Here is a 26003-nt window from a genome sequence, read left to right as displayed (position 1 = left end):
GCCGGCGTGCCGAGCTCGCAGAGGGCTTGCGGCTGGATCAGCCCAAGGCCCTGCGGCCGCGCCCCTCGCTGCGCCCGAGGATGAAGGTCGACGTCGAGAAGTTCGGCCAGGCCTCCGAGGACCTCGCCCGCTTCTTCGGCACCGCGCAGTACCTGGTGATCCAGACCGCGATCGTGATCGTCTGGATCGCGCTGAACATCCTGGTCGTCACCCGCGGCATCCGCTGGGACCCGTACCCCTTCATCCTGCTGAACCTGGCGTTCTCCACCCAGGCCGCGTACGCCGCGCCGCTGATCCTGCTCGCGCAGAACCGGCAGGCGGACCGGGACAAGGTGCAGGCCGAGCAGGACCGCAGCCGGGACGAGCAGAACATAGCCAACACCGAGTACCTGCTGCGCGAGGTCGCCTCGCTGCGGCTCGCGGTCAACGACGTGGCCACCCGCGACTTCCTGCGCTCCGAGCTGCAGTCGCTGTTCAAGGAGCTGGATCAGGCGCGCGCCGAGGATCGGTGACCGGCCCCGTCCGGTTACTGATTAGTATGGGCGGTATGACAGCCGCCTCCGTCGTCACCGAAGAGCAGATCCGCGCCGCGCTCGCGCGCGTGCAGGATCCTGAGATCCGCCGCCCGATCACCGAGATCGGCATGGTGAAATCGGTGGCCGTCGACGCCGCGGGCGCGGCGAACGTGGCCATCTACCTGACCGTGGCCGGCTGCCCGCTCAAGGACAAGCTGCGCACCGACATCACCGCCGAGGTCGGCGCGCTGGACGGGATCACCTCCGTCGCCGTCGAGATGGACGTGATGAGCCAGGAGCAGCGGCAGGAGCTGCAGGCGACGCTGCGCGGCGGGCGGGCCGAGCGGGAGATCCCGTTCGCCAAGCCGGGCTCGCTGACCCGGGTGTTCGCGGTGGCCTCCGGCAAGGGCGGCGTCGGCAAGAGCTCCGTGACGGTGAACCTCGCGGCGGCGATGGCGGCCAAGGGCCTGAAGGTCGGCATCGTGGACGCCGACATCTACGGCCACTCGGTGCCGCGGATGCTGGGCGTGACCGAGCGGCCGACCCAGGTGCAGGACATGATCATGGCGCCGGTCGCGCACGACGTGCGGGTCATCTCGATCGGCATGTTCACCCCGGGCAACGAGCCGGTGGTCTGGCGCGGCCCGATGCTGCACCGCGCGCTGCAGCAGTTCCTCGCCGACGTCTACTGGGGCGACCTGGACGTGCTGCTGCTGGACCTGCCGCCGGGCACCGGCGACGTGGCGATCTCCGTCGCCCAGCTCGTGCCGAACGCGGAGATCCTGGTGGTCACCACGCCGCAGCAGGCCGCGGCCGAGGTGGCCGAGCGGGCCGGCACCATCGCGCTGCAGACCCGGCAGCGGATCGCGGGCGTCGTGGAGAACATGTCCTGGATACCCTGCCCGCACTGCGACGAGAAGGTCGAGGTCTTCGGCAGCGGCGGCGGGCAGACCGTGGCCGACGCGCTCAGCCGGGTCACCGGCACCACCGTGCCGCTGCTCGGGCAGATCCCGATCGACCTGCGGCTGCGCGAGGGCGGCGACGGCGGCGTGCCGGTCGTGCTCGCCGAGCCCGAGGCCGCGGCCTCGCAGGTGCTGTGCTCGGTGGCGGAGAAGCTGACGGTCCGTTCGCGCGGTCTGGTCGGCATGTCGCTCAGCGTCTCGCCCGCGGGAAGATGATCTTCCCGGACACGGTAAGCTGACGACCTGTCATAGCGGGATCGGACCCCGGCGGAGTCATCCGCCGGGGTCCGCCGCTTTTCCAGCCGCGGTTCAGCCGTAGAGCCGCGGATCGACCCGCACGAAGGCCAGCGAGTACGCCGACACGCCGCGCCCGTAGGCGGCGAGAAAGCAGTCCGGCCGGGACGCGGCCATCACCCAGCCGTACGGGGACTCGCGGTAGTGGAACGGCTGCTGCTGCTGGCCGACGGGGAGGGTGAGCGGCTGCCACGGCGGGCCGGCCAGCGAGTCGGAGACCTGGTAGGCCAGCTCGACCTGCTGGTCCAGCCACTGCTGGCGCAGGCTCGTCTCCAGGTCCCAGGGCCAGTTGTCCTGGACCAGGCCGACCCCGGCGAGGGCGGCCGCCGAGCCGACGGTCATCGCCTCGACCGTGCCGGCCTGCTCGCCGCCGGGCTTGTAGACCGGGCGGCGGCCGAGCCTGGCCATCGTCAGCACGGTGACGGAGCGCCGCTGGGCCCGCGAGTCCGGGCGGGTCGCCGGCGGGTCGCCGTGCCGCAGCGTGCCGAACTCCACGATCCCGTCCGGCCCGGTGCTCACCGAGCCGAGGTCGCGCGCGCCCTGCCAGCCGGCGTCCAGGCCGTACCAGGGCAGGCCGGAGGAGATGAAGCCGGAGAGCGCGTCGGCCCGGCCGGACTCGGGGCCGTCGAGGCCCTCGGTGCCGTCCGGGGAGAAGCCGGCGGTCTCAGGCGGATTCTGACCGAGCATCCGGTCCTCGCAATCCTTCTGCCGGGCGACGCCCCGCGCCGCGGGCCCGGCGCTCCCTCGGCGGGAGCGGATCGCGGGACCGGCGGCGATCAGGTGGCGTCGGCGTCGTACGGCGGCTGCTCGCCCGCCGGGAGCGCGGCGCTCCCGTTGGCGGCGGCGGTCGGCCGCGGGGCGGGGACGGCGGCCGCGTTGAGGCTGGCCGCCTCGTTCAGGGTGCCGTTGATGTCCTTGCGCAGGTCGCGCAGCTCCTCGCCCTCGCCGAGCAGGTTCTTGCGCACGAAGGTCTTCGGGTTGAGGTCCTCGAAGTTGAGGCCGTCGAACTCCGGACCGAGTTCCTTGCGCAGATCCTCGCGCGCGTTGTCGCTGAACGCCCGCACCTGGCGCAGGAACCGGGCCGCGCTCGCGGCCGCCTGCGGCAGCTTGTCAGGACCGAACAGAACCACGCCGAGCCCGAGGAGCACGACTATCTCGGGCAGGGACAAGTCGAAGAACATCGCAAGGCTCCGGCGGGTCTCAGGCGCGGCTCTGCGGGGCGGGGCGTCGGCGCGGCAGGTCTGTGTCGCCTTCCACAGTAATCCCCGATACCCGCCCGGTGACAGAGGCTCCCCGAACATCGCATCCCGGATGGGGAACTCGGAGCGCAGCTGTTACACGAACGGCGCGCCCGGCCGTCCGGCCGGGCGCGTCAGTGGTCGAGCGTGTGTGTGGACCACTTGACGAACGACGCCGGGCGCAGGCTCAGCACCGGCCGCGGGTACTCCGCCCGCGCGGACCACTTGGTGCGCGAGGGCTACTTGACGAACCACGCCGGGCGCATGCTCAGCACCGGCCGCGGCTAACCGCTCGCGCGGACCACTTGGTGCGCGCGGACTATTTGGCTTGTGCGGACTACTCGGTGCGTGCGGACTACTTGACGAACCACGCCGGGCGCAGGCTCAGCACCGGCTGCGGGTACTCCGCCCGCGCGGGCGAGGGGAACTGGCCGACGCGCGCGAAGCCGTGGCCGGCCGGGTCCTCGCCCTCCGGCTCGCCCGAGGGCGAGGACAGCGGGCGCAGCCCGACCGCGAACTCCGGCAGGAAGGCCGCGGAGCGGCCGAACAGACCGCCGAGCGCGCCGGAGCGGCCGCCGCCTCCGCCGGCCCCGCCGGAGGGCGGGTCGTCGGAGTCGCGGCGGTTGCCGTGCGACTGGGGGATCTGGAAGAGCGCGGCCATCAGGCGGGCCGAGGGCTCGGGCATCGCCATCGCGCCGAGCTGGTTCTTCAGCGCGCGCTCGGACTCGACCAGGCTGCGGCACTGGGCGCAGCCGGCGATGTGCGCGAGGGCGCGGTCGCGGTCGTCATGGGAGAGCTCGCCGTCGACGAGCGCGGCGAGACGCGGGCCGAGGTGGTCGCCGAACAGTGCCATGATCAGCGGGCTCCCTTGCCGCCACGACCCCGGCTGCCGCCCTGGGTCTCCTCCAACGGGTCGATCGCCTCGTCCGCCTCCGCGTTGCGCGGGTCGCGGTGGGCGAGCGCGGCGCGCAGCTGGGCGCGGCCGCGGTGAATCCGGGAGCGGACGGTGCCGAGCTTGACCCCGAGGGTCGCGGCGATCTCCTCGTAGGAGAGGCCCTCTATGTCGCAGAGCACGACCGCGGCGCGGAACTCCGGCGGCAGCGCCGCGAGCGCCGCCTCGATGTCGCCGTCGAGGTGCGTGTCGAAATACGCCTGCGCGGGCGTCGGCTCGCGGCCGGGCAGCCGCTCGGCGGCGTCCTCCGCGAGGCCCTCGAAGCGGATCCGCGACTTGCGCCGGGCCTGGTCGAGGAAGAGGTTCGTGGTGATCCGGTGCAGCCAGCCCTCGAAGGTGCCCGGGGCGTAGGTGCTCAGCGAGCGGAAGACGCGGACGAAGACCTCCTGCGTGAGGTCCTCGGCATCGTGCCGGTCGCCGGTGAGGCGGTAGGCCAGCCGGTACACCCGCGCCGAGTGGGTCCGCACGACCTCTTCCCAGGACGGCGGGGTCCAGTCGACGGGGCTCGGCCCGAGGCCCGCGGAGCTCTCGCCGGCCCGCGGCTGGACGGACTCGTCCGGCTGCGCGCCGGACTGCGCCGGCTGCGTTCCGTCCGCATCCGCCGCGTCGGCTCCAGTGTGGTCAGCATCGCCCCCGAGCGCCACGGCACGACCTCCTCGTTTTTCGAGTACCGCTGCACTAGACACCATAGCCTGCTGCCCCTTCGCCACGCCTGAGAACGGCCTGAAAGTTGACACAGAGCCTGTCAACTTAGGCCCACTCGCCGAACCGACGGCCGGCCGAGCACTGGACACCGGATCAACGAGTGGCCGATGCGCCGTGTTCCCCGGCAGGTCAGCCGCGGTTCCGGCGGCGCCGCGGCAGGAACGCGGCGCCGCCGACGAGCAGGAGGGCGAGCAGCGCCGCGCCCGTCGCGAGCCCGGTGTGACGCACGTATCTCGCGGCCGGGCAGACCGGGCCGTTCGGCCCGTACGCCATGCAGTGCATCCCGGGGATCGACTCGCGAACGTGGACGAAGTAGATCACCGGAGCGGCCAGCGCGAGGAGGAACGCCGCCGCGAGAAGGGCAGCGCGCAATGCGGTCATGCCGCTTGGACGGACGCCGCACGTCATCCGTTCCCCGGCCGCCGCAGCAGAGGTGCCAGCCATGACCGGATCACGGGAAGGCGTTCCGTCGCACCCGTTCCCGACTACCGCGGCAGAGGCGACAACCGCGGCCGGATCACGGGAAGGCGGCCGATCGCATCCGTCCCCATCTGCCGCGGCAGAGGCGACAACCGCGGCCGGATCACGGGAAGGCGGCCGATCGCATCCGTCCCCATCTGCCGCGGCAGAGGCGGCAACCGCGGCCGGATTGCAGGAAGACGGCCGATCGCATCCGTCCCCATCTGCCGCGGCAGACGTGACAGCCATGACCGGATCACGGGAAGGCGGCCGATCGCACCCGTTCCTCTGCCGCCCCTGCAGAGGCGACAACCGCGGCCGGATTGCAGGAAGGCGGCCGATCGCCGAGGGTGACGGGTTGACGCGTCAGGGTGACCGGGGTTGAATACGCCGAAAGGCGGGCTCGCGCGCCGCGCGCCCGCCGTCCGGACTCGACATCGCCGCTTCCCGCTCGGCCCCTTGGCCCACTTTTTTGTTGGCTTTGACCCCGGTGCGGGGGTCGGGGGCCTTCGCCGGCCGGGACCGGGTCAGCCGATGACGTTCTTCAGGGCGTCGCCGAGGGCGCCCGCCTCTTCGGCGTTGAGTTCGACGACAAGCCGACCGCCGCCTTCGAGCGGAACCCGCATCACGATGCCGCGCCCCTCCTTGACCACTTCGAGCGGGCCGTCGCCCGTTCGCGGCTTCATCGCCGCCATGCTGATTCCCCTTCCTGCTGTGGGCCTCGTACGGTCGACCGCATCCGCGGAACCGCGCGCCCCGGCTACCAGACCGACGCGCTCTCCGTACTCAGCGCACACGGACACCCTGACCTGTCCCATTATCCCGCATCACACCGACACTGCGAAAAGGAGCGCGTCCGCCCGGCGCGGAACACGGGCGGTCCGGACATCTGGCCCTCAGCCCTACCAGCGAGTAACTTGCTGGGTGAACCAAGAGGGAGAGGAACCCACTGTGACCGCTGACAGTGCACAGCCGGAACCCGTCGTCTACACGGTGGACGGCGCGGTCGCCACGATCGCCTTCAACCGGCCGGAGGCGATGAACGCGCTGAACGTGGCGACCAAGAACGCGCTGCTGGCAGCGCTGCGCGAGGCGAGCGGCGACCCCAAGGTGCGGGCCGTCGTGCTGACCGGGACCGGGCGCGCCTTCTGCGTGGGGCAGGACCTGCGCGAGCACATGACCAAGGTGCTGGCGGGCGACAACGAGACCATCAGCACCACCGTGCGCGAGCACTACAATCCGATCACCCTGCTGCTCACTGGCATGCCCAAGCCGGTCGTCGCCGCGGTCAACGGGGTGGCCGCCGGAGCGGGCGCGGGATTCATGCTCGCGTGTGATTTCCGCATCGCGGCGGACTCCGCCGGAGTGAATCTCGCGTTCGCGGGCGTGGCGCTGAGCGCGGACTCCGGAACTTCTTGGACGCTTCCGCGTGTCGTGGGCCAGTCGAAGGCGGTCGAGCTGCTGCTCCAGCCGGAGACGATCCCGTCCGCGCGCGCCCTGGAGCTCGGCCTGTTCACCGAGGTCGTGCCCGCCGACGCGCTGGCCGAGCGGGCCCGCGAGCTCGCCGAGAAGCTGGCGGCCGGGCCGACCGTCTCGTACGCCGCGATCAAGGAGTCGGTGGCGTACGGCGCGACGCACAGCCTCGCCGAGACCCTCGAGAAGGAGGACGAGATGCAGGTCCGCTGCTTCACGGCGGCCGACCACATGGAGGCGGTCAACGCGTTCCTGGAGAAGCGGAAGCCGAACTTCACCGGGCAGCCTGCGGACAGCTGACGTCGGGGAGGCAACCGACGCCGAGGAGGCGGACGGTTCCGGGATGGGGCGCCCGAGGAATGGGCGCCGGCTCGGAACCGGGGCCTTCAGAGATCCGGCGCGAAGAACGAGCGGTGCGCCAGCCGGACCGTCTCGCGCAGGAAGTAGCGCTTGGCGCGCGCGTAGCCGTCCGGGTCGTCGCGGTGCACCTTGGCCAGGCGCCGCTTGAGGTCCGCGTACGCCTGGCGCCGCTCCTCGTGCGCGCCGAGGTAGTGCGTCAGCAGCAACTGGTCGAACTCCCACGTGCCGCCGGAGCGGCAGACGAACAGGCGGGCCTGGCACTGCGGCGTCCCCGGCGCGTGCCGGCGGGCGCTGGCGAAGATCCGGCGATCGGGTTCGCGTTGCTGGAGGATGAAGCCGAGCGCCTCGACCTCGGCCCGGTAGTCCTCCTCGGCGTCCGGCTCGGCGACCGCGAGCAGGATGTCCACGCACGCCCGGCCGAGCAGTCCGGGGACGGCGGTGGACCCGATGTGCTCGACGAGCACGGCCCGGTCGCCGAGGGCGCCGGCGATCAGGCTCCGGTACTGCTGGAAGTAGCCGGACCAGCGGTCGTCATGCGGCCTTAGCCGGACCGGCGTCGGGTCGAGGGTCTCCTGGGCGATCTGCTGGGCCACACCGCACCTCCGGGACACGTCCGCACAACGCAGGTTGGGGTCGGGGTGCTGCCAGGAAACCGCGCCGCGCGGGCGGCGTCAAGACGTCACGCGGAAATCACCGGAAGTAGTGAGCGCCTTCACCCGTCGACTTCGGGCGCCTGCGCCGTCTCCGCGGGGTGCTCGGCGGGGTGCTCAACGGGGTGCTCGGCCGGGAGCTCGGCGACAGGCCCGGTGACCCGCGTTTCAGCCTCCTGCGAGGGCTCGCGGCCCTCGAGCTCGGCGATCCGGCGCTCCCGGACGTCGATCTCGTAGGCGAGCCGGTCCAGGACGTCGTCCACCTCGTCCATCCGGTAGCCGCGGGCGCCGACCGAGAAGCGCACCTTGTCCACGTCGCCGCGGCCGAGCAGGCCGGTGTCCGGGACGGCCGGGTCCGGCCGGTCCGGGGTCGGCGGGGACATGTGGCCGCCGCCGCCGACGGCGACCCAGCCCACCGCGATCAGCAGCGCGACGACCACGCAGAGCTGGAACCAGAACATCAGACCGTCGCCTCTCGTCTTTCACCGCATGCTCCCGCGCGAGGCACTTTACCGTGCCCGGGATACCGTGTGCCCGTGGAGCGATCTGAGAATACGAGGGACCTGCTCGACCTCGACCGGGCACATGTGTGGCACCCCTACGGACCGATGCCGGGGCGGGTGGCGCCGCTGCTGGTGACGGGAGCCGAGGGGGTGCGCCTGGACGTGCGGCTGCCGTCCGGCGAGCGCACCCGGCTGATCGACGGGATGTCCTCGTGGTGGGCCGCGATCCACGGGTACCGGCACCCGGTGCTCGACGAGGCGGCGCACGCGCAGCTGGACCGGATGGCGCACGTGATGTTCGGCGGCCTCACCCACGAGCCGGCGATCCGGCTCGCCGAGCGCCTCGTCGAGCTCTCCCCCGAGCCGCTGCGGCACGTGTTCCTCGCCGACTCGGGCTCGGTCTCGGTCGAGGTCGCGATCAAGATGTGCCTGCAGTACCAGCGCTCGGTGGGCCGTCCGGCCAGGCGGCGGCTGCTGACGTGGCGCGGCGGCTACCACGGCGACACCTTCCACCCGATGTCCGTGTGCGACCCCGAGGGCGGCATGCACAGCCTCTGGCGCGGCGTGCTGCCCGAGCAGGTCTTCGCCGACGAGCCCCCATCGGGCTTTGAAACCGACCCCGACCAAACGTACGTCGCGCACCTCGAGGAGCTGATGGCGCGTCACGCGGGCGAGCTCGCCGCCGTGATCGTCGAGCCGATCGTTCAGGGCGCGGGCGGCATGCGCTTCCACTCTCCCGCGTACCTGCGCACTCTGCGCGAGTTGTGCGACGAGCACGACGTGCTGCTGGTGTTCGACGAGATCGCCACCGGTTTCGGCCGCTCCGGCGCGTTGTTCGCCGCCGAGCACGCCGGGATCAGCCCGGACGTGATGTGCGTCGGAAAAGCGCTGACCGGCGGCTATCTGACCCTCGCCGCGGCGCTGTGCACGACGCGGGTGGCCGAGGGCATCAGCAACGGCGAGGTGCCGATCCTCGCGCACGGACCGACGTTCATGGGCAACCCGCTCGCCGCGGCCGTCGCCAACGCGTCGCTGGACGTGCTCACGGACCCGCGGCTGCGCGGCGGCGTGCCCTGGCAGCAGGACGTGGCCCGGATCGAGGGCGGGCTGCGCGCCGGGCTGGCCGACGTCCGGGCGATGCCGGGCGTGCGCGACGTGCGCGTGCTCGGTGCGATCGGCGTCGTCCAGCTGGAGCGCGAGGTGGACATGGCGGCGGCCACGGACGCGGCCGTGGACAACGGCGTCTGGCTGCGTCCGTTCCGCGATCTGATCTACACGATGCCGCCCTACCCCGCCGAGGACGGGGACGTCGCCGCGATCTGCGCGGCGATGGCGGCGGCCGCGAAGGCCTCGCTCAGCGCTTGACCGGACGCGCCGAGCGGATGATCTCGACGGCCTCCTCGGCCGAGTCCGTGACGTGCAGCAGGTCCAGGTCGGTGACCGAGGCCTTGCCGCCGTCCACCACCGAGTGCCGCAGCCAGTCGACCAGGCCGGACCAGTAGGCCGTGCCGACCAGCACGATCGGGAAGGACGTCACCTTCTGCGTCTGCACGAGGGTGAGCGCCTCGAAGAGCTCGTCGAGCGTGCCGAAGCCGCCGGGCAGCACGACGAATCCGCGCGCGTACTTCACGAACATCGTCTTGCGGACGAAGAAGTAGCGGAAGTTCAGCCCGAGGTCCACGTAGTCGTTCAGGCCCTGCTCGAACGGCAGCTCGATGCCGAGGCCGACGGAGAGCCCGTCGCCCTCGACCGCGCCGCGGTTGCCCGACTCCATCGCGCCGGGGCCGCCGCCGGTGATCACCGCGAAGCCCGCCTTGGCGAGCCGTCGGCCCACGTCGACGCCCATCAGGTACTCGGGCGTGTCGACCTTCGTGCGGGCCGAGCCGAACACGGCCACGGCCGGCCCGATCTCGGCCAGCGTCTCGAAGCCGGCCACGAACTCGGAGGTGATCCGCAGCACCCGCCACGGGTCCTCGTGCAGCCAGTCGGTCGTGCCCTCGGACTCCAGCAGCCGCTGGTCGGTCGTCGTGCCGTCGGACGGCGGGATCTGCTTGCGGCGCAGCAGCACCGGGCCGCGGAAGCGCTCCTTGACGTGCCGGCGGTGCTCCCCGTTGCCGGGGCCGCCCCCGTTGCCGGGGCCGCCCCCGTTGCCGGGGCGGTTGTTCTCCTGAGCGCCCGTGCGCTCCGTCTCTCTTTCAGTCACACAGCCACGTTAGCCGGTCACCGCACGGCTGCCGTTTCTAGCCGATGACGCTGTCGAGCATTTCCGGCAAAGCGCTGTACGTCGTGGTGTTCGAGGCGGTCAGGTGCTGGGAGAGCCAGACGAAGGACTGCGGCTCGACCGACTTCCACACGCCGATGTTGTGGCCGCCGCGCGGCGAGATCAGCGTGTCGACCACCGTTGGGGAGCGTACGGCGTTCGCCATCGCCGCCGCCTCGGAGGCGACGTCGCTGTCCTGCTCGGTGCCGGTCAGCAGCAGCGCCACGTTCGCCGGCTTGCGGTGCTTGAGCAGCCAGAGCGGCGAGTTCTCGTTGTACGCGGTGGTGCCGGGCTTGAGCAGGTCGCCGTCCGGGTGGTCGTCGCCGCTTATCGAGACCGCCGCCGAGTAGAGGTTCGGGTACTGCAGGGCCAGCTTCGAGGCGCACAGGCCGCCCTCGGAGTAGCCCATCATGCCCCAGCCGTCCCGCGAGGAGGTGACCCGGAACGAGGTGGTGATCAGGTTGCGCACGTCCTGCGTGAGCCAGGTCGCGACCTGCGGGCCGCCGGGGATGTTGGAGCAGTCCGGGTCGTGCCGGCCGTCCACGTTGATGGACACCGCGACGAGCACGACGGGCCGCTGCTCGCCGGAGGCGACCTGCCGGCTGACCACCCACGGCGACTGCATGGCCGTCAGCCAGGTCTGCGGCGTGCCCGGGGTGCCGGGGAAGAGCTCGACGACCGGGAAGCGCTCGTTCTTGTACGCGGACTCCGAGTACTGCGACGGCAGCCACACGTCGACGCTGCCGGTGATCTTGGACTGCGGGCCGGTGATGGCGACCTGGTACTCCGTGCCGTACTGCATGCCGTGCACCTGGGTGAACAGCTTGAAGTTCGGCAGCGCGTCGGACTTCACCCCGCCCTTGGCCGCGACCGTCGTCTTCACCACCTGCGGCGTGGCCGCCTGGATCGCGCCGGTCGCCCCGTTGTTCCCCATCAGGTCGGACCAGGAGTAGTAGAGCTGGAAGGAGTTGTTGATCCACAGCGCGGCCAGCAGCACCGCCATGGACTGCGACAGCAGGATCAGCCCGAGCCGGGAGCCGAACCTGACCGGCCCCGGTCCCGGCAGCCTGTTCCACAGCAGCAGGGTGAGCGCGGGAAACAGCACGACTCCCACGATCACCAGGGCGAAGAATCCCCCGCTGGTCAGCCCCATAGCCCTTGCACCCTGCTCCCACTCGGCGCTCCTGCCTCCGCAGGACGATCTCTCTTCTCCATCACTGCGACGATCGGGCCCTTGGAGAGGTTTCGACGGACCTCAGATTATCTTCAGACTGCCACTAACCCGTGATCTCAGCGAGACCCTGCGTCGAGGCCGAGCCAGGCGCGCATCCGCTCGACCGCCTGCGCGATCCGGGCCACCTCCACGAACTCCCCCCGAGTATGGGCGAGCCGGGAGTCGCCGGGTCCGTAATTGACCGCGGGTACACCCAAACCGGCGAATCGGGCCACGTCCGTCCAGCCCTGCTTCGCCTCCGGCGCGCCGCCGACCACGCGGGCGAACTCGGCCGCCGAGGGCAGCGAAAGGCCCGGCGCGGCGGCCGGCGCGCTGTCGGTGATCTCGACCTCGAAGTCCGCGAAGACGGCCCGGATGTGCTCTGCGGCCTGTTCCTCGGTCAGGTCCGGGGCGAAGCGGTAGTTGACCGTGACCACGCACTCGTCCGGGATGACGTTGCCGGCCACGCCGCCGGAGACACCGACGGCGTTCAGGCACTCGCGGTAGACCAGGCCCTCGACCTCCACCTCGCGGGCCTTGTACTCGGCCAGCCGGGTGAGCACCGCCGACGCGGCGTGGATCGCGTTGACGCCCAGCCAGTCCCGGCCGCTGTGCGCGCGCACCCCGCGCGTGGTGATCCGCGCCCGCATCGTGCCCTTGCAGCCGCCCTCGATCCGGCCGTCGGTCGGCTCGAGTAGCACCGCGAAGTCCGCCGCGAGCCAGTCCGGGTGCTCGCGCACCAGGTGGCCGAGGCCGTTGCGCGCGGCCTCGATCTCCTCGCAGTCGTAGAACACGAACGTCAGATCGCGGTCGGGTGACGCGCCGTCAGCCCGGCCCACCTCGTACGCGATCTTCAACTGGACCGCGACGCCGCTCTTCATGTCGGTCGTGCCGCAGCCGTAGAGCCGCTCGCCCTCCAGCCGCGACGGCAGGTTCTCGGCGATCGGCACGGTGTCCAGGTGCCCGGCCAGCACGACCCGCTCGGCCAGGCCGAGCCGCGTGCGCGCGACCACGTTGTTGCCGTACCGGTCCACGCGCAGCAGCGGCAGCTCGCGCAGCGCCTGCTCGACCGCGTCGGCCAGCGCCTGCTCGTCGCCGCTGACCGAGGGCAGGTCGACGAGCGCGGCGGTCAGCGCCGCCGCGTCGAGGGAGAGATCGAGCACAGTGGGCATCAGGATCGTTCCCTCTCAGCCCGTGGCCACGCCGCTGTCGCGCAGGATGTCGTTGAGCTGCGCCTTGTCGTGGCGCTCGCCCTCGGTGAGCCGCTTGAGCACGAGCACGGCCGGCTGGCCGAACTCGCCGCCCGCGAACTTCTTCATCCGGGTGCCGCCGACGGCGACCGCGTAGTCAGGGATGTGGCCGCGGCTGATCTCCTCGCCGGTCTCCACGTCGATGACCGGCATCGACGCGGTCAGGATCGTGCCGGAGGCGACGACCGCGCCCTTGCCGACGCGGGCGCCCTCGACGACGATGCAGCGCGAGAAGAGCATCGCGTCATCGCCGATCACCACGGGCTTGGCGTTCGGCGGCTCGAGCACGCCGCCGATGCCGACGCCGCCGGCCACGTGCACGTTCTTGCCGACCTGGGCGCAGGAGCCGACGGTCGCCCAGGTGTCGATCATCGTGCCGGAGTCGACGTAGCCGCCGATGTTGATGAACGAGGGCATCAGGATCGTGCCGGGGGCGCAGTAGCTGCCCCAGCGGGCGATGGCGCCGGGCACCACGCGCACGCCGTCGAACGTCGTCTTCAGCGGCACCTTGTCGTGCACGTGGAAGTCGCCGAAACGGTTCTCGACCATCTCGAGCAGCTTGAACGTGAGCAGGATGGCGCGCTTGGCGCGCTCGTCCACGACGACCTCGTCGGTGGCCGGGTCCACGAACGCGACGCGCGCGGCACCGGTGTCGAGCAGGTCCACCGCCTCGACGACGAGCCCGCGGGCCTCGGTGTCGGCCGGGGAGAGCTCGGCGCGGCGCTCCCAGAGTTCGTCGATCACGGCGGGGATCGGGGAGGTGAAGGCGGAGGGCGTCTGTGGCACGGTCATGGCGGTCATCTTAGTGCGGACCTGTGACGGGCCCACGAACCGTTCGGCACGCGGAATCCAATACGGTGTGGGCGAGGAGATCGCCCGGCCACCGCCGGGCGGTGGTTTCGGCAGGGCCGCCGCGCGCGGCGGGCGAGAGGATCCGCGTGTCCCGTACCAGCACCATGACGTCCGGGGGCTCGCCGGCGGGGAACAAGCGCGGCGGCTGCCTGATCGGGCTGGTCGTGGTGCTCGTGGTGGCGGGCGTGCTGGCCGGGGTCGGCATCTGGCTGCTGCACAAGCTCGGCGGGATCTCGCTGTTCAACACGGCGCAGTGCGTGGCCACGTCGAACAACGAGAGCTACACCTACGATCTGGAGCAGATGCAGAACGCGTCGACGATCGCGGCCGTCGGGGTGAAGCTGGGCGTGCCGTCGTACGGGATCGAGATCGCCGAGGCGACCGCGCGGCAGGAGTCCAAGTTCTACAACGTCACCGGCGGCGACCGGGACTCGCTGGGCCTGTTCCAGCAGCGGCCGTCCGAGGGCTGGGGCACCGCGGCCGAGATCATGGACACGACGTACTCGTCCACGCAGTTCTACGACGCGCTGCTGAAGGTCTCGAACTGGGAGAACCTGGCGCTGACCGTGGCCGCGCAGGACGTGCAGCACTCCGCCTACCCAAACGCGTACGCCACGCACGAGGACGAGGCGAAGGTGCTCACCTCGGTGTTCACCGGGACCGCCGGCGCCGCGCTGACCTGCACGCTGGACGGGCCGACCTTCTCCGCACAGGCCACCGGCTCCTCCGGGCTGACCACGCTCGGCCAGTCCGTGGTCGCCGACGCGCAGAAGCAGTGGGGCTCGGCGTCGATCTCGAACGTCTCGGGCAGCGCGCGCACCTTCTCGCTGGTGGTGCCGACCTCGCTGAGCGGCACGGCGGCGACCGAGCGCGGCTGGGCGTACGCCAACTGGGCCGTCTCCAAGGCGGAGGCCCTGGGCATCACGCAGGTCGGCTACGACGGGAAGACCTGGTCCGCGTCGAACAACTCGAACAGCTGGCAGAGCGCCTCCTCCGCGGACGCGCCGGCCGGCCGCGTCGTGCTCACGATGACCCAGGGCTCCTGACCGGTATTCACGTCCAACCTGCCGTAAAACACATATGGCATATGTGACGTCGATTTCCCCGCGGGCCGAAGTTATCATTTCTTTACCTTTCTGAACCGCAACCTGAAGCACCCCTGCTCCGATAAGACGGTGTCAACTCGTTCTGTGCTCAGCCGAACAGGAGCCGCACCATGGCAGGGAAACACCGCAAACCGACCCGCGGCACGGCCCGCAACCTCGCCGCCGGCGCCGCCGTGATCACGGCCGGGGCGCTGCCGCTGGCGGCCGCCGGAAGCGCGTTCGCGGACTCACCGATCTCGGTGCCGGTCCACGCGACCTCGCCGCTCGGGGCCAACTCGGTCTCCGGCCCCGCGACCGGCGTGCTGCCGATCGCCGGGTCGCTCACCGGCGAGGCGGCCTCCTCGCTGGGCGCCGCCGGCCTGCAGAACGGCCTGGCCGGCGGCCTCTCCACGCCCGGGCAGACGCGCTCGGCGCGGTCCGCCGACGACGCCGGGGCCGAGAGCGCCGACCTCTCGGCGAAGGCCACCCAGCTGGCCGAGCAGCTCGCCGCCTCCACACCGGTGAGCGGCCTGACGCCGGAGGGCGGCGTGGTGCACGAGGTGGTGCCGGGCCTCGCGGGCGAGCCGTCGCAGCTCGTGCCGAGCACACTGCAGGGCGGCGCCGTCGGCACGCTGACGAACGGCTTCGGCGCCAAGGGCATGGAGCTGACCAGCGGCGTCGTCGGCCACGCGGCTCCGGTCGTCGCGCAGCTCAAGCAGGCGGGCGTGCCCACGGTCGGCGACATGACCGCCGCGCTGAGCCACTCGCAGGTCCCGGACCTCGGCACCGTCGGCGACGTCACCGGCGCGGTCCCGGTCAGCGCGATGCTGGGGAACGACAGCCCGGTGCTCGGCACCGTCGGCGCGGCCAGCGGCCTGTAGCGGCGCCCTCGCGCCCGGCGGCCCGTCCCCTCCGCGGGACGGGCCGCTTTGCATATCCGCCTATTGTTCGGTGGCTGGACATCCGCTTTCCAAGACTCGCCTATTTACCGAATCGTTACCACGGCGAACCGCAACCTCGGGCCAATCCCACTCGTAAATCCCCGTGAACGAACGAGAAATGCACAGCCCCGTCGTTCCCCAGTTCACTGACGAAGAGGAAACACCATGAGTCACGCCGGACGCCGTATCGCCTCTGCCGCCGCCGTCACCGCCGCCATCGCGGTCCCGGTCGTCGCGGCCGCCAGCGCGCAGGCCGACAGCCTGCCGGTCGTCGGCTCCCTGCCCGCCGTCGGCACCCTGGCCCAGGGCCTGCCCGTCGGCGACGCCATCCCGGTCAACGGCATGCTGGGCTCGGTCAACGGCGGCAACCCGCTCTCCACCCTGCCGGTGCAGAACCTGCCGGTCGTCGGCGGCGCCGTCCAGAACCTGCCGCTGGTCGGCGGCCAGAGCAGCGCCGCCGACGCGCCGGCGCAGGCCGCCGCGCCGGTCGAGCAGGCCGCCCAGCAGCTCCCCGCGCAGGCCTACGTCGCCAAGCACAAGGCCTGATCGCAGCGCACCGCATGTCGACGGCCACCTGGGTCGGCCGCGACCTGAACAAGGCGGTGCGGGAAGATCCGCCGCACGGCCGACGAAAGGGCCTGGCGGCGCACCGATCGGTGCGCCGCCAGGCCCTTTCTCCGTCCTGCGGAGGCCGGCTGACGGCGGCTCAGCCAAGCCGCCGCACGGCGGCGGCGATCCGCTCGTCGGTGGCCGTGAGCGCGAGCCGGACGTGCTGCTCGCCGCCCGGACCGTAGATCTCGCCGGGGGCGGCCAGGATGCCCAGCTCGGCGAGCGAGCCGATCGTCTCCCAGCACGGCTCGCCCCGGGTCGCCCACAGGTAGAGCCCGGCCTGGGAGTGGTCGATCCGGAAGCCCGCGCCCTCCAGCGCCGCGCGCAGCGCCGTCCGGCGGGCGCGGTAGAGCTCCTTCTGCGCGGCGGCGTGCGCGTCGTCGTTCAGCGCCGCGGCCATCGCCGCCTGCACCGGGCCCGGCATGATCATGCCGCCGTGCATCCGGACCAGCAGCAGGTCCTTGAGCAGGCCCGGGTCCCCGGCCAGGAAAGCCGCCCGATAGCCGGCCAGGTTCGAGCGCTTGGACAGCGAGTGCAGTGCGAGCAGCCCGGTGTGGTCCCCGCCGCACACGTCCGGGTGCAGGATCGAGACCGGCTTGGCGGAGTCGTCCCAGTCCAGCGTGATGTAGCACTCGTCGGAGACGACGACGGCGCCGTGCCCGCGGGCCCAGGCCACCGCCGCGCGCAGCTCCTCGAGGGTGAGCACGCGGCCGTGCGGATTGGCCGGACTGTTGAGCCAGACCAGCCTCGGCGCCGCCCCCGACGCGTCCGGCAGCTGCCCGAACGGGGTCGGGACGGGCTCGGAGCCGGTCAGCAGCGCGCCGATCTCGTACGTCGGGTAGGCCGGGACGGGGTAGGCGACCCGGTCGCCGGGGCCGAGCGCGAGCAGCGCCGGCAGGCCGGCGACCAGCTCCTTGGAGCCGATCACCGGCAGCACGCCCGGCTGCGCGTCACCCTCGAGCCCGACGCCGATCGCCCGCCGCATCCAGCCGAGGGCGGCCTCGCGCAGCGCGTCGGTGCCGCGGGTGGCCGGGTAGCCCGGCCAGTCCGCGGCCTCGATCAGCGCCTCGCGGACCACCGCGGGCACCGGGTCGACCGGCGTCCCGACGGACAGGTCGACGCGTCCGCCCGGATGGGCGTCGGCCTTCTGCGCATAGGGGGCGAGCCGGTCCCAGGGAAAGGGCGGCAGGCGGTCGGCGAGCGTCGGCACGTGCCTAGTGCTCCCCGCCCTGCGGCGGCAGCGCGGCCACGATCGGGTGGTCCTTGGCGATCTGGCCCAGCTTGGAGGCCCCGCCCGGGGAGCCGAGGTCCTCGAAGAACTCCACGTTCGCCTTGTAGAAGTCCTTCCACTGGTCCGGCGTGTCGTCCTCGTAGAAGATCGCCTCGACCGGGCAGACCGGCTCGCAGGCACCGCAGTCGACGCACTCGTCCGGGTGGATGTAGAGCGAGCGCTCGCCCTCGTAGATGCAGTCGACCGGGCACTCCTCGATGCAGGCCTTGTCCTTCACATCCACGCACGGCAGCGCGATGACGTAGGTCACGTCCGGATCCTCCTGGCTGCGGGCCGGGTTCGCAGCGCGTACCCGGTCCTGTCACTTTTCACGTCGGTCCAGTATCACGCCTGGCCTTGTTCAGGTCCAAGCTAGGGTCCACTTAGCCCAAACTGTGGGACGTATCGTCACAACCGGCGGTCATTGCGAGGATTCGATGCGGTACCGCGCGTCGTGCAGCCGCTTGAGCACCGTCGCGGCGTGCGAGGCGCCGCGGGTCTCGACGGTGAGCCCGACCTCGACCTCCCCTATCGCCAGGTTCGGCGCCATCCGGCCGTGCTCGACGTCGACCACGTTGGCGTCCGCGGCGGCGATCTCGGACAGCAGCCGGGCCAGCGCGCCGGGCCGGTCCTGCACGCGCAGCCGCAGCGACAGGAAGCGGCCGGCGGCGGCCAGGCCGTGCCGGATCAGCCGGAGCAGCAGCAGCGGGTCGACGTTGCCGCCGGAGAGCACGGCGACGATCGGCGGCTCGAACTTCTCCAGCGGCTCGAGCAGCGCGGCCACGCCCACGGCCCCGGCCGGCTCGACGACCAGCTTGTTGCGCTCAAGCAGGAGCAGCAGCGCGCGCGAGATCGCCTCCTCGGAGACGGTGCGCACCTCGACCCCGCAGTCCTGGACGACCTCGAAGGTCAGCTCGCCGGGACGGCCCACGGCGATCCCGTCGGCCATCGTGGCCATCCCGTCGATCGACACCGGCTCGCCGGCCTTGAGCGAGGGCTCCCACGAGGTGGCGGACGCGGCCTGCACCCCGATCACCCGGGTCTGCGGCCGCAGAGCCTGGAAGGCGGTCGCCATGCCGGAGAGCAGACCGCCGCCGCCGAGCCCGACGAGCACCGTGTTCACGTCCGGGCACTGCTCCAGGATCTCCAGCGCGACGGTGCCCTGACCCGCGATCACATCCGGGTGGTCGAACGGGTGGATGAACGCGGCGCCGGTCTCGTCGGCGTACTCGCGGGCGGCGATCAGCGCCTGGTCCACGGTCGTCCCGGCGAAGCGCACCTGCGCGCCGTAGGACTCGGTGGCCGCGACCTTGGGCAGCGGCGCGCCCTCGGGCATGAAAACGGTGGACGGGATCTGATGGAGCGTCGCGGCGAGCGCGACGCCCTGCGCGTGGTTGCCGGCGCTGGCCGCGACCACGCCGCGGGCCCGCTCGTGCTCGGGCAGGTTGTGGATCCGGACATAGGCGCCGCGGACTTTGAAGGAGCCGGCGCGCTGCAGGTTCTCGCACTTGAACCAGACCGGGCCGCCGAAGCTCTCGGACAGCGGCCGGGACCAGGCCAGCGGGGTGCTCCGGGTGATCTCGGCGAGCAGGTCTCGCGCCGCGCGGATCTCGGCGAGGGTGACGGGGTTGGACACGGCACCAGGCTACGTCCTTCACGTCCACATGTTGGGACCGGTTCGCCGCGCGGCCGGCCGCGTAACAGGGAAATAACGATGTCGGCCGTTACCCCTCATTTAGTTGCAGAGTACAAGCAACGGCTCGTATGCTTGCACCATACAAGCAAACTGAGGGGAGGCGGGCCCATGGGCGAGAAGCTGTCCGAGGACGACCTGGTGACTCTGATCTGCGCGATCGGCGCCACCGTGCATGGGCTCAAGCGCTTCTACTCGGATTCCGAGGAGATCGACCACGGCGCGTCGATGGTCCTCGGCGTGCTCTTCCGGCGCGGGCCCTCGCGCCCTTCAGAGATCGCGCAGCACACCAACCTCGACCTGTCCACGGTCAGCCGGCACGCCCGCTTCCAGGAGGACGCGGGCCGGCTCGTCAAGGTCGCCGACCCGGCCGACCGGCGGGCGCACCGGCTCGCGCTGACCGACGAGGGCGTGGACCACGTCGCCGAGATGTGGCGGCGCCGGATCGAGCGGCTCGCCGTCGCCGTGGGCCACTGGAGCGCCGAGGACGCCAGGACCCTGTCCCAGCTCGCCGAGCGGCTCGCCGGCGACCTGGGCATGAACACGCCGATCGAGATGCCGGACCCCGAAGCGGTACGCGCGCTCCACCGGGCCGCGATCGCCGAGACTCACCCGAAGGGGGCATGAACCACCATGTCAGAAGCAATATCACCGACCGTGCCTCACGCGGAGCAAAAGGTACTGACCCACCGCCAGATCATGGTCATCTTCAGCGGCCTGATGCTGGCCCTGCTGCTGGCCGCGCTGGACCAGACCATCGTGTCCACCGCGCTGCTGACGATCGTCAACGACCTGGACAGGGCGAACGGCTCGGCCGAGATGCCCTGGGTCGTGACCTCGTACCTGCTGGCCTCGACCGCGGTCGCGCCGATCTACGGCAAGCTGGCCGACCTGTTCGGCCCGAAGAAGATCTTCATCTTCTCCATCGTGCTGTTCCTGGCCGGATCCGTGCTCAGCGGCATGTCCGCGAACATGCCCGAGCTGATCGCCTTCCGCGCCGTGCAGGGCCTCGGCGGCGGCGGCCTGATGGCGCTGGTCTTCACGATCATCGGACAGGTCGTCAGCCCGGCCGAGCGGGGCAAGTACCAGGGCTACTTCACCGCGACCTTCATGTTCGCGATGGTCATCGGCCCGCTGATCGGCGGCTTCTTCACCGACCACTCGCACATCCTCGGCATCAGCGGCTGGCGCTGGATCTTCTATGTCAACATCCCGGTCGGCGCGGTCGCGCTGATCGTCATCTCGGCCGTCCTGCACGTCACCGAGACGCACGTCAAGCACAAGATCGACTACGCCGGCGCCGCGCTGATCACGCTCGCCGCCTGCGGCCTGCTGCTCGCCACCCAGCTCGGCGCCAACGGCGAGGAGGCCTGGGGCTCCTGGCAGGTCGTCTCGCTGTTCGCCGGCGGCATCGCGCTGACCGTGCTGTTCGTCTTCTGGGAGGCGAAGATCGCGAGCGAGCCGATCATCCCGATGCACCTGTTCCGCAACCGGGTCTTCACGATCGCGAACAGCATGGCGCTCGTCGTCGGCATCACCATGATGGGCTCGCTGACCTACCTGAGCGTCTACCTGCAGTTCGTGGTGGGCTACTCGGCGACCGGCGCCGGCCTGGCGATCCTGCCGATGATGCTCGGCGTGGGCCCGGCGGCGATGGCCACCGGTATCGCGATCTCGAAGATCGGCAAGTACAAGCCGTTCCCGATCATCGGCTCGGCGATCGCCGTGCTCGGCATGTTCCTGATGTCCCGGCTCGGCGTGCACACCTCGGCGCTCGACCGCGGCCTGTACATGCTGGTCCTGGGCCTCGGCCTCGGCATGACGATGCCGGTGCTCACGCTGGCCGTGCAGAACGCGCTGCCGTTCAAGGACATCGGCACCGGCACCTCGAGCAACCTGTTCTTCCGGAACATGGGCAGCTCGTTCGGCACCGCGATCTTCGGCGCGATCCTGAGCAACCGGCTGGTCGCCTACCTCAAGCACGACCTGCCGGGCTCCGCCTCCAGCCAGCTGACCAACAGCGGCGGCGGCACCAGCCTCAGCCGCACCTCCCTGCTGCAGGAGAGCGCGGCGGCCGCGCAGCACGGCATCAAGGACCTGTTCGACACCGTGCTGCGGGACTTCACCGGCGCCATGTCGGTGGTCTTCGAGACCGCCGCCGGGATCATGGTGGTCGCGTTCGTGCTGAGCCTGTTCCTCAAGCAGGTCGCGCTGCGCAAGCCGGGCGCCCCGAGCCCGGCGAAGGACACCGGCGCGGACGCCGGGAGCGAGGAACTCGCCCCGTCCCCCGCCGTGCACTGACGAGGGACCGGCGGGCCGGCGCCCGGCCGGCTCGCAGGCCTTAGCCCCGGCGCACCTCATGAGGACGGCCCCCGCGGATCGCGGGGGCCGTCCTCGTGTTCTCCGATCCGTTCGGGCCTTTAGCCCTTGCCCTCGGCGGACCAATAGCGGTCCGGCCGCAGGATCAGCGCGGCGGCGCCGACGAGCCCTGATTCCTGGCCGAGCCCGGCCGGGACGACACGCACCGCGCGGGCGTAGTCGAGCCCGACCCGCTCCCGCATCGAGGCCTCGAGCGGGTCGAACAGCAGCGGCCCGGCCTGCGAGAGCCCGCCGCCGATCGCCACGACCTGCAGGTCGCACAGCGTCGTCGCGGTGGCGATGCCGATGCCCAGCGCGCGCCCGGCCCGGCGCATCGCGGTGAGCGCGATCGGGTCTCCGCGCCGCGCGTCCTCGACGAGGTCCTGGCCGCTGCGCTGATCCAGCGGATGCCCCGGCCGCCAGCCCTGGCCGTGGGCCCAGTCGGCGAGGTTCGGCCCCGAGGCGATCGCCTCCAGGCAGCCGATCGCGCCGCAGCGGCACCGCGGCTCGAACTCGTGCACGATCGCGTGTCCGATGTGCCCGGCGTTGCCGGTGGCCCCGTCGATCAGCCGCCCGCCGAGGATCAGCCCGCCGCCGACGCCGGTGGAGACCACCATGCCGAGCACGTTGTCGACACCCGTCCCGGCGCCGCGCCAGTGCTCTGCCACGGCCAGGCAGATCGCGTCGTTGTGGATGTGCACCGGCAGCCCGAACTCCTCGGCCAGCCGGTCGCGCAGCGGGAAGTCGCGCCAGGTCGGGATGTTCAGCGGGGAGACCTCGCCGGCCGGCCACTTCATCGGGCCGCCGCAGCCGACGCCGACGCCGATCAGCTCGCGGCGGTCGGCCTCCAGCTGATCGATCAGCGCGAGCAGGGCACGCAGCACCGCCTCGCCGTCGCCGACCGGCGGATTCGGGTTGGGCGCGCGGCGGGTCTCCAGGACGCGGCCCTCCTCGTCCACGATGCCCACGGCCAGCTTCGTACCACCGATGTCGATCGCCAGGACCGCCCGCTGCTGCATGTCAGGCAGCTTAACGGAGGAGCGGATGCCCGCGGCGAGCCGCCGTCCGGGTCATTCGGTCTCTGCGAACGCCAGCACCGAGGCGGTGTAGCCGTGCAGGTGGTTGCGGCCGCCGACCGGGCCGATCTCGCCGGTCCCGAAGAAGCCGGCGACGGCCCCGGTGCCGAGTTCGGCGCAGACCGTCCGCAGGTCGTGGGCGGCGCCGAAGGGCGGCGGGAAGAGCCCGGCGGCCCGGCCGTGGCAGGAGACCAGCAGCGCGCCGCCGATCGACGCGCAGCCCGGACGGCGGCGCGTCTCGCGCAGCACCGCGCGCAGCTGGCCGGCCGCGCTCGCCGCGTCGCGGACCTGGAAGCGCACGGTCTGGCCGACCTCGACGCGGTCGCCGACCCGGATCGCGTCGCGTTCCGGCAGCACGTCGACGACGCCGCGGATCAGGAAGTCGCCGCTGTCGTGGAACTCGGCGTACTCGTTGAGCGCGATGCCGAGGTGCAGGCCGGTCGAGGCCTGCTCGCGCACCTCCTCGGGCAGCTCGCGCAGGATCTCGAGCAGCCGTCCGTAGGCGGGGCGCCCGGCCAGGCCGAGCAGCACGTCGCCCTCCGCGGCCGTGACCGTCATCGCCGGGCCGATCGCCCGGCAGCCCTGGCTCACCGCGATCGCCGTGTGCACGTCGCCGCCGAGCAGCACGCCGACCGCGCCGGTCGCGTACGCCTCGGATCCGAGCAGCAGCCGCGCCGAGCCGTAGCCCGCGGGCCCGGGCGCGAGGCCGCCGACGAAGGGCAGACCGGGCAGCAAGGTGTTGCATCGCGCCAGGAAGCCGTCGATCGGGAAGCTGTACGGATCGGCGAACAGCAGCGCGGCGCGCTCGTCGGGCCACGGCTCCGGCAGTCCGCCGATGGCGATTGCGCCATTCGGGGGGAAATCCGCTGACATTCCTTCAAACGGCCGTGCTTCTCGGTGCGAATGCAGCCGGAACGGCCTCACCCTGCCCCCGGGCAGCCGCGCCGCCCAGACCGCGACGGAGGTCTGACCGGGCTCCAGCGCCTCGCCGAGGCTGGTCTCCCCCATCACCGCCTCGGCCATCGTGCCGACCACGGCGCAGCGGTCGTTGCCGGTGGCCGCCACCTGCTCGGCCACGGCCGCGGCGACCGCATCCGCGGCCTCCGGATCGGCCAGCGCCGCGGTGACCACCACCAGGTCGGGCGCGCCCGCGACCCGGCCGAGCGCCCCGTGCGCCGCGCGCCGGGCGGCCCGGGCGGCGTCGGAGTCTGCGGCGAGGGCCGCACCGAATCGGCTCATGGCGGAATGATCTCACCCGGTGAGCCGAACTCAGTTCAGCGCGCTGACAAACGCGCTTACAGACTTGTGACGGAACCGTCCCGGAACGCGGGTGAAAGCGGCACAGGCTGAGAATGTCCGGTCACTACCGTGGGGCGGAGATCTCAAATCGGGAGCGGCACGGCGTCGGGGAGTGGTGAACGTCCGTTGAACGGGACACGGAGGCGTGCGCGCCTGACCGCCGGCCTGCTGGGCATCGGCGCGATGCTGGGCTGCGCGTGCGCGTGCGGCGGCTCCGGCGGCACCGGCCGGCCCACCGCCGTCGCCCGCCACGGCACTCCCCCCGCCGAGAGCGCGACCGGCGTGCACTACGTGGAGACCCAGGCGGCCGCCCCCGTGAGCGCGCGCTGCGACGCCCCCGCGCTGATCGCGCACCGCGGCGAAACCGGCGATGGGAAGAACCTCCCCGAGAACACCTGGCAGGCCGAGCTCGACGCTTCGGCCGCAGGAGTGACGTACCTCAACGTAGACGTCCGCTGGACGAGTGACGGCGTCCCCGTAGCACTGCACGACGCGACCGTGAACCGGACGACTTCCGAGACCCGCCCGCAAACGCCGATCGCCGGCCTGACCGCCGCGCAGTACGTCGCCCTCGACGCACGCGGCTACGCGGGTGACACGAAGTCGGGCCGTATAGACCCGGCCGTCCACCCGGACACGCTGGCGCAGCTGCTCGCAAAGGTCGCGCCGACCGGCAAGCCGATCGTGATCCAGATGGAGGCGGACCCTTACCTCGCCGCGGACGCCGGCACGGGCACGGGCACGGGCACGGGCACGGGCACGGCACCGCAACGGGACTTCGCGAACCTGGCCCAGGTGATCCAACGCTCCGGCTACGCCGGGCGGGTCATAGTCGCAGGCTGGAGCCTCGCGGACCTGCGCGCGCTCCACGCCGCCTCGCCGAACGTCGAGCTGGCGTACCTCTACGAGACCATCGGCAAGAAGACCCTCCCGACGTCCCGGCAGGTCACCGCGGTGGGCGCGCACCTCCTGTACATAGACTTCCGCACGCTCGACGCGGCCGAGATAACGTCGTGGCGCAGCACGGGCCTGCGGGTCTGGACCTGGACACCGTCCGAGCGCGCCCAGTGGCAGAAACTGCGCGCCGAGGGCGTAGAAGCCATCGCCACCAACTGGGCGACGAACTACCTGCGCTGGGCACCAATCCCCTGTTCGGCCGATTCGTCGGAGTAGACGGATCCGCCGGAGCAGACGGATCGTCGGAGTAGACGGATCCGTCGGCTTAGGCGGACTTGAGAACTCCGCGCGAATCGGCCGAACGGGTGAGGGATGCCGCGTCAGCTCCCCTGGCTGGCCGACAGGTACTCGGCGTACTGCGTGAGGTACGTGTTGAGCGAGGTCGGCAGCTCGTTCGAGTGCAGCAGGGCCCAGAACTGGGTCATCCCGGTCGAGAGCGACTGACCGGAGCCGATCTCCTGCTTCAGGGTGCTGATGACCTGGTTCAGCTGCGCCTGCTGCGTGCTGGTGAGCTCGCCCTTGGCCTGGTTCACCACGGACTCGATCTGCTGCACCGCCTGGCTCGCCGAGGCGGGCACCGTGGTCAGCGTCGAGGGGAAGGTCACCGTCCCGGCGCCGGCCGTAGCCGTCGAGGTCGAACCGCCGGAACCGGAGGTCGCCCCCGACGAAGCCGACGCCGAACCGCCCGCACCCGCACCCGATGCCCCGGACGCGGAGGCGGCAGCGGAAGCGGACGCGGTCGACGTCCCGATGCTGCCCGAGGTCGCCGTGTTCGACTTGCCCGAGGACCCGGACGAGATCGCGATCACCAGCGCGATGACCACCACGACGCCGATTCCCGCGCCGATCAGCAGCGCCGCCTTGGGCTTCTTCGGCGCGTGACGCGTCCCGGAGTTCGAGCCCGGGCCGGCTCCGGAGCCGCCGCCGGAACCACCGGACAGCCCCACCGCCCCGACGGCCGAGCCACTGCCCGCCGCACCCGATCCACGGTTCGGCCGAGGACCCCGAACCTTCGGAATCGTCTCGGTC

General features: G+C 71.8%; 30 protein-coding genes. 12 read left to right on the top strand and 18 right to left on the bottom strand.

What is annotated here, in order from left to right:
* Positions 1 to 80 precede the first annotated feature (80 nt).
* Entirely contained in the window at positions 81 to 512 is a 432-nt protein-coding gene (locus tag KDK95_RS17290) for a DUF1003 domain-containing protein (protein WP_212519243.1), read from the top strand.
* Between the two features lie 26 nt (positions 513 to 538).
* Positions 539 to 1693 carry an Mrp/NBP35 family ATP-binding protein gene (locus KDK95_RS17285; RefSeq protein ID WP_372463337.1) on the top strand — a complete coding sequence of 385 codons (1155 nt, stop codon included), beginning with the start codon at positions 539 to 541 and terminating at the stop codon, positions 1691 to 1693.
* A 93-nt stretch (positions 1694 to 1786) separates the two neighbouring features.
* Here KDK95_RS17285 and KDK95_RS17280 read toward each other — a convergent pair whose 3' ends face one another.
* Together KDK95_RS17280 and KDK95_RS17275 are read right to left on the bottom strand one after the other, a co-directional pair.
* Entirely contained in the window at positions 1787 to 2458 is a 672-nt protein-coding gene (locus tag KDK95_RS17280) for a hypothetical protein (RefSeq protein ID WP_212519217.1), read from the bottom strand.
* An 89-nt stretch (positions 2459 to 2547) separates the two neighbouring features.
* The gene (locus KDK95_RS17275) at positions 2548 to 2952 is read right to left on the bottom strand and encodes a sec-independent translocase (RefSeq protein ID WP_212519216.1); all 405 of its coding nucleotides are present in this window, start codon (positions 2950 to 2952) and stop codon (positions 2548 to 2550) included.
* 210 nt (positions 2953 to 3162) lie between these two features.
* Here KDK95_RS17275 and KDK95_RS37015 point away from each other — a divergent pair, with 210 nt between their 5' ends.
* On the top strand, positions 3163 to 3297 hold the full coding sequence (locus tag KDK95_RS37015) for a hypothetical protein (protein ID WP_282971427.1): 135 nt from the start codon (positions 3163 to 3165) through the stop codon (positions 3295 to 3297).
* Positions 3298 to 3364: 67 nt separating this feature from the next.
* Here the strand turns inward: KDK95_RS37015 and KDK95_RS17270 are convergent, their stop codons facing one another.
* From KDK95_RS17270 to KDK95_RS17255, 4 genes are all read right to left on the bottom strand, one after another.
* Entirely contained in the window at positions 3365 to 3862 is a 498-nt protein-coding gene (locus KDK95_RS17270; protein WP_212519215.1) for an anti-sigma factor family protein, read from the bottom strand.
* A gap of 2 nt (positions 3863 to 3864) precedes the next feature.
* Positions 3865 to 4605 carry an RNA polymerase sigma factor SigE gene (sigE, locus tag KDK95_RS17265; RefSeq protein ID WP_212519214.1) on the bottom strand — a complete coding sequence of 247 codons (741 nt, stop codon included), beginning with the start codon at positions 4603 to 4605 and terminating at the stop codon, positions 3865 to 3867.
* Between the two features lie 190 nt (positions 4606 to 4795).
* Positions 4796 to 5110, bottom strand: a complete 315-nt coding sequence (locus tag KDK95_RS17260) for a hypothetical protein (RefSeq protein WP_212519213.1) — start codon at positions 5108 to 5110, stop codon at positions 4796 to 4798.
* 542 nt (positions 5111 to 5652) lie between these two features.
* Positions 5653 to 5820, bottom strand: coding sequence for a DUF3117 domain-containing protein (locus tag KDK95_RS17255; protein WP_211244467.1), 168 nt, complete (start codon positions 5818 to 5820; stop codon positions 5653 to 5655).
* A 256-nt stretch (positions 5821 to 6076) separates the two neighbouring features.
* Here KDK95_RS17255 and KDK95_RS17250 point away from each other — a divergent pair, with 256 nt between their 5' ends.
* On the top strand, positions 6077 to 6898 hold the full coding sequence (locus KDK95_RS17250; protein WP_307844419.1) for an enoyl-CoA hydratase/isomerase family protein: 822 nt from the start codon (positions 6077 to 6079) through the stop codon (positions 6896 to 6898).
* A gap of 86 nt (positions 6899 to 6984) precedes the next feature.
* Here KDK95_RS17250 and KDK95_RS17245 read toward each other — a convergent pair whose 3' ends face one another.
* Together KDK95_RS17245 and KDK95_RS17240 are read right to left on the bottom strand one after the other, a co-directional pair.
* Positions 6985 to 7551, bottom strand: coding sequence for a GrpB family protein (locus KDK95_RS17245; protein ID WP_212519211.1), 567 nt, complete (start codon positions 7549 to 7551; stop codon positions 6985 to 6987).
* 119 nt (positions 7552 to 7670) lie between these two features.
* Entirely contained in the window at positions 7671 to 8069 is a 399-nt protein-coding gene (locus tag KDK95_RS17240) for a DivIVA domain-containing protein (RefSeq protein WP_212519210.1), read from the bottom strand.
* Positions 8070 to 8144: 75 nt separating this feature from the next.
* Between KDK95_RS17240 and KDK95_RS17235 the strand changes: the two genes are divergently transcribed.
* Positions 8145 to 9476 carry an adenosylmethionine--8-amino-7-oxononanoate transaminase gene (locus KDK95_RS17235; protein ID WP_212519209.1) on the top strand — a complete coding sequence of 444 codons (1332 nt, stop codon included), beginning with the start codon at positions 8145 to 8147 and terminating at the stop codon, positions 9474 to 9476.
* On the opposite strand, the gene KDK95_RS35895 is transcribed toward KDK95_RS17235, so the two are convergent.
* The 4 genes from KDK95_RS35895 to KDK95_RS17215 all read right to left on the bottom strand — a co-directional run bounded on the left by KDK95_RS35895 (position 9466) and on the right by KDK95_RS17215 (position 13626).
* Positions 9466 to 10179, bottom strand: coding sequence for an LOG family protein (locus KDK95_RS35895; RefSeq protein ID WP_372463339.1), 714 nt, complete (start codon positions 10177 to 10179; stop codon positions 9466 to 9468). The two genes, KDK95_RS17235 and KDK95_RS35895, sit on opposite strands and share 11 nt — an antisense overlap.
* Before the next feature lie 172 nt (positions 10180 to 10351).
* The gene (locus tag KDK95_RS17225; protein WP_212519207.1) at positions 10352 to 11524 is read right to left on the bottom strand and encodes an alpha/beta hydrolase; all 1173 of its coding nucleotides are present in this window, start codon (positions 11522 to 11524) and stop codon (positions 10352 to 10354) included.
* Positions 11525 to 11661: 137 nt separating this feature from the next.
* On the bottom strand, positions 11662 to 12756 hold the full coding sequence (gene dapE / locus KDK95_RS17220) for a succinyl-diaminopimelate desuccinylase (RefSeq protein ID WP_212519206.1): 1095 nt from the start codon (positions 12754 to 12756) through the stop codon (positions 11662 to 11664).
* Between the two features lie 15 nt (positions 12757 to 12771).
* Positions 12772 to 13626, bottom strand: coding sequence for a 2,3,4,5-tetrahydropyridine-2,6-dicarboxylate N-succinyltransferase (locus tag KDK95_RS17215; protein ID WP_212519205.1), 855 nt, complete (start codon positions 13624 to 13626; stop codon positions 12772 to 12774).
* A gap of 146 nt (positions 13627 to 13772) precedes the next feature.
* On the opposite strand from KDK95_RS17215, the gene KDK95_RS17210 reads away from it, so the two are divergent.
* The 3 genes from KDK95_RS17210 (at position 13773) to KDK95_RS17200 (ending at position 16258) form a co-directional block, all read left to right on the top strand.
* Complete coding sequence (locus tag KDK95_RS17210; protein ID WP_212519204.1) at positions 13773 to 14732, top strand: hypothetical protein; 960 nt, start codon at positions 13773 to 13775, stop codon at positions 14730 to 14732.
* Between the two features lie 170 nt (positions 14733 to 14902).
* Positions 14903 to 15652, top strand: coding sequence for a hypothetical protein (locus KDK95_RS17205; RefSeq protein WP_212519203.1), 750 nt, complete (start codon positions 14903 to 14905; stop codon positions 15650 to 15652).
* A 225-nt stretch (positions 15653 to 15877) separates the two neighbouring features.
* Positions 15878 to 16258, top strand: coding sequence for a hypothetical protein (locus tag KDK95_RS17200; RefSeq protein ID WP_212519202.1), 381 nt, complete (start codon positions 15878 to 15880; stop codon positions 16256 to 16258).
* Positions 16259 to 16418: 160 nt separating this feature from the next.
* Here KDK95_RS17200 and dapC read toward each other — a convergent pair whose 3' ends face one another.
* The 3 genes from dapC to ilvA all read right to left on the bottom strand — a co-directional run bounded on the left by dapC (position 16419) and on the right by ilvA (position 19227).
* Entirely contained in the window at positions 16419 to 17531 is a 1113-nt protein-coding gene (gene dapC / locus KDK95_RS17195) for a succinyldiaminopimelate transaminase (RefSeq protein WP_307844417.1), read from the bottom strand.
* A gap of 4 nt (positions 17532 to 17535) precedes the next feature.
* Positions 17536 to 17862, bottom strand: a complete 327-nt coding sequence (gene fdxA, locus KDK95_RS17190; protein WP_212519201.1) for a ferredoxin — start codon at positions 17860 to 17862, stop codon at positions 17536 to 17538.
* A gap of 150 nt (positions 17863 to 18012) precedes the next feature.
* Complete coding sequence (gene ilvA / locus KDK95_RS17185; RefSeq protein WP_212519200.1) at positions 18013 to 19227, bottom strand: threonine ammonia-lyase; 1215 nt, start codon at positions 19225 to 19227, stop codon at positions 18013 to 18015.
* A gap of 168 nt (positions 19228 to 19395) precedes the next feature.
* On the opposite strand from ilvA, the gene KDK95_RS17180 reads away from it, so the two are divergent.
* Complete coding sequence (locus tag KDK95_RS17180) at positions 19396 to 19911, top strand: MarR family winged helix-turn-helix transcriptional regulator (protein WP_212519199.1); 516 nt, start codon at positions 19396 to 19398, stop codon at positions 19909 to 19911.
* A 72-nt stretch (positions 19912 to 19983) separates the two neighbouring features.
* On the top strand, positions 19984 to 21585 hold the full coding sequence (locus KDK95_RS17175; protein ID WP_212519198.1) for an MDR family MFS transporter: 1602 nt from the start codon (positions 19984 to 19986) through the stop codon (positions 21583 to 21585).
* A gap of 119 nt (positions 21586 to 21704) precedes the next feature.
* Here KDK95_RS17175 and KDK95_RS17170 read toward each other — a convergent pair whose 3' ends face one another.
* Positions 21705 to 22661: an ROK family protein gene (locus KDK95_RS17170; RefSeq protein WP_212519197.1), complete on the bottom strand. Its 957-nt coding sequence runs from the start codon at positions 22659 to 22661 to the stop codon at positions 21705 to 21707.
* A 51-nt stretch (positions 22662 to 22712) separates the two neighbouring features.
* Positions 22713 to 23957, bottom strand: a complete 1245-nt coding sequence (locus tag KDK95_RS17165) for an FIST signal transduction protein (RefSeq protein ID WP_212519196.1) — start codon at positions 23955 to 23957, stop codon at positions 22713 to 22715.
* A gap of 186 nt (positions 23958 to 24143) precedes the next feature.
* Here KDK95_RS17165 and KDK95_RS17160 point away from each other — a divergent pair, with 186 nt between their 5' ends.
* A complete protein-coding gene (locus tag KDK95_RS17160) occupies positions 24144 to 25190 on the top strand; it encodes a glycerophosphodiester phosphodiesterase (protein WP_212519195.1) in 1047 nt (348 codons plus the stop codon).
* Between the two features lie 104 nt (positions 25191 to 25294).
* Here KDK95_RS17160 and KDK95_RS17155 read toward each other — a convergent pair whose 3' ends face one another.
* Entirely contained in the window at positions 25295 to 25552 is a 258-nt protein-coding gene (locus KDK95_RS17155) for a hypothetical protein (RefSeq protein ID WP_212519194.1), read from the bottom strand.
* Between the two features lies 1 nt (position 25553).
* Here KDK95_RS17155 and KDK95_RS17150 point away from each other — a divergent pair, with 1 nt between their 5' ends.
* Positions 25554 to 25856, top strand: coding sequence for a hypothetical protein (locus KDK95_RS17150; protein ID WP_212519193.1), 303 nt, complete (start codon positions 25554 to 25556; stop codon positions 25854 to 25856).
* Positions 25857 to 26003: the final 147 nt, after the last annotated feature.

It is taken from the genome of Actinospica acidithermotolerans (assembly GCF_018139625.1).
Classification (GTDB): domain Bacteria; phylum Actinomycetota; class Actinomycetes; order Streptomycetales; family Catenulisporaceae; genus Actinospica; species Actinospica acidithermotolerans.
This window is presented reverse-complemented; position numbering and strand designations above follow the sequence as displayed.

What these genes read in the sequence shown, in the direction of transcription:
- KDK95_RS17280 (WP_212519217.1), bottom strand. Translation starts at nt 2,458, where the DNA reads ATGCTCGGTCAGAATCCGCCTGAGACCGCCGGCTTCTCCCCGGACGGC.
- KDK95_RS17225 (WP_212519207.1), bottom strand. Translation starts at nt 11,524, where the DNA reads ATGGGGCTGACCAGCGGGGGATTCTTCGCCCTGGTGATCGTGGGAGTC.
- KDK95_RS17260 (WP_212519213.1), bottom strand. Translation starts at nt 5,110, where the DNA reads ATGGCTGGCACCTCTGCTGCGGCGGCCGGGGAACGGATGACGTGCGGC.
- KDK95_RS17200 (WP_212519202.1), top strand. Translation starts at nt 15,878, where the DNA reads ATGAGTCACGCCGGACGCCGTATCGCCTCTGCCGCCGCCGTCACCGCC.
- KDK95_RS17165 (WP_212519196.1), bottom strand. Translation starts at nt 23,957, where the DNA reads ATGAGCCGATTCGGTGCGGCCCTCGCCGCAGACTCCGACGCCGCCCGG.
- KDK95_RS17275 (WP_212519216.1), bottom strand. Translation starts at nt 2,952, where the DNA reads ATGTTCTTCGACTTGTCCCTGCCCGAGATAGTCGTGCTCCTCGGGCTC.
- KDK95_RS17215 (WP_212519205.1), bottom strand. Translation starts at nt 13,626, where the DNA reads ATGACCGTGCCACAGACGCCCTCCGCCTTCACCTCCCCGATCCCCGCC.
- KDK95_RS17285 (WP_372463337.1), top strand. Translation starts at nt 539, where the DNA reads ATGGGCGGTATGACAGCCGCCTCCGTCGTCACCGAAGAGCAGATCCGC.
- KDK95_RS17170 (WP_212519197.1), bottom strand. Translation starts at nt 22,661, where the DNA reads ATGCAGCAGCGGGCGGTCCTGGCGATCGACATCGGTGGTACGAAGCTG.
- dapE (WP_212519206.1), bottom strand. Translation starts at nt 12,756, where the DNA reads ATGCCCACTGTGCTCGATCTCTCCCTCGACGCGGCGGCGCTGACCGCC.
- KDK95_RS17205 (WP_212519203.1), top strand. Translation starts at nt 14,903, where the DNA reads ATGGCAGGGAAACACCGCAAACCGACCCGCGGCACGGCCCGCAACCTC.
- KDK95_RS17290 (WP_212519243.1), top strand. Translation starts at nt 81, where the DNA reads ATGAAGGTCGACGTCGAGAAGTTCGGCCAGGCCTCCGAGGACCTCGCC.
- KDK95_RS17180 (WP_212519199.1), top strand. Translation starts at nt 19,396, where the DNA reads ATGGGCGAGAAGCTGTCCGAGGACGACCTGGTGACTCTGATCTGCGCG.
- KDK95_RS17240 (WP_212519210.1), bottom strand. Translation starts at nt 8,069, where the DNA reads ATGTTCTGGTTCCAGCTCTGCGTGGTCGTCGCGCTGCTGATCGCGGTG.
- KDK95_RS17270 (WP_212519215.1), bottom strand. Translation starts at nt 3,862, where the DNA reads ATGGCACTGTTCGGCGACCACCTCGGCCCGCGTCTCGCCGCGCTCGTC.
- KDK95_RS17175 (WP_212519198.1), top strand. Translation starts at nt 19,984, where the DNA reads ATGGTCATCTTCAGCGGCCTGATGCTGGCCCTGCTGCTGGCCGCGCTG.
- KDK95_RS17255 (WP_211244467.1), bottom strand. Translation starts at nt 5,820, where the DNA reads ATGGCGGCGATGAAGCCGCGAACGGGCGACGGCCCGCTCGAAGTGGTC.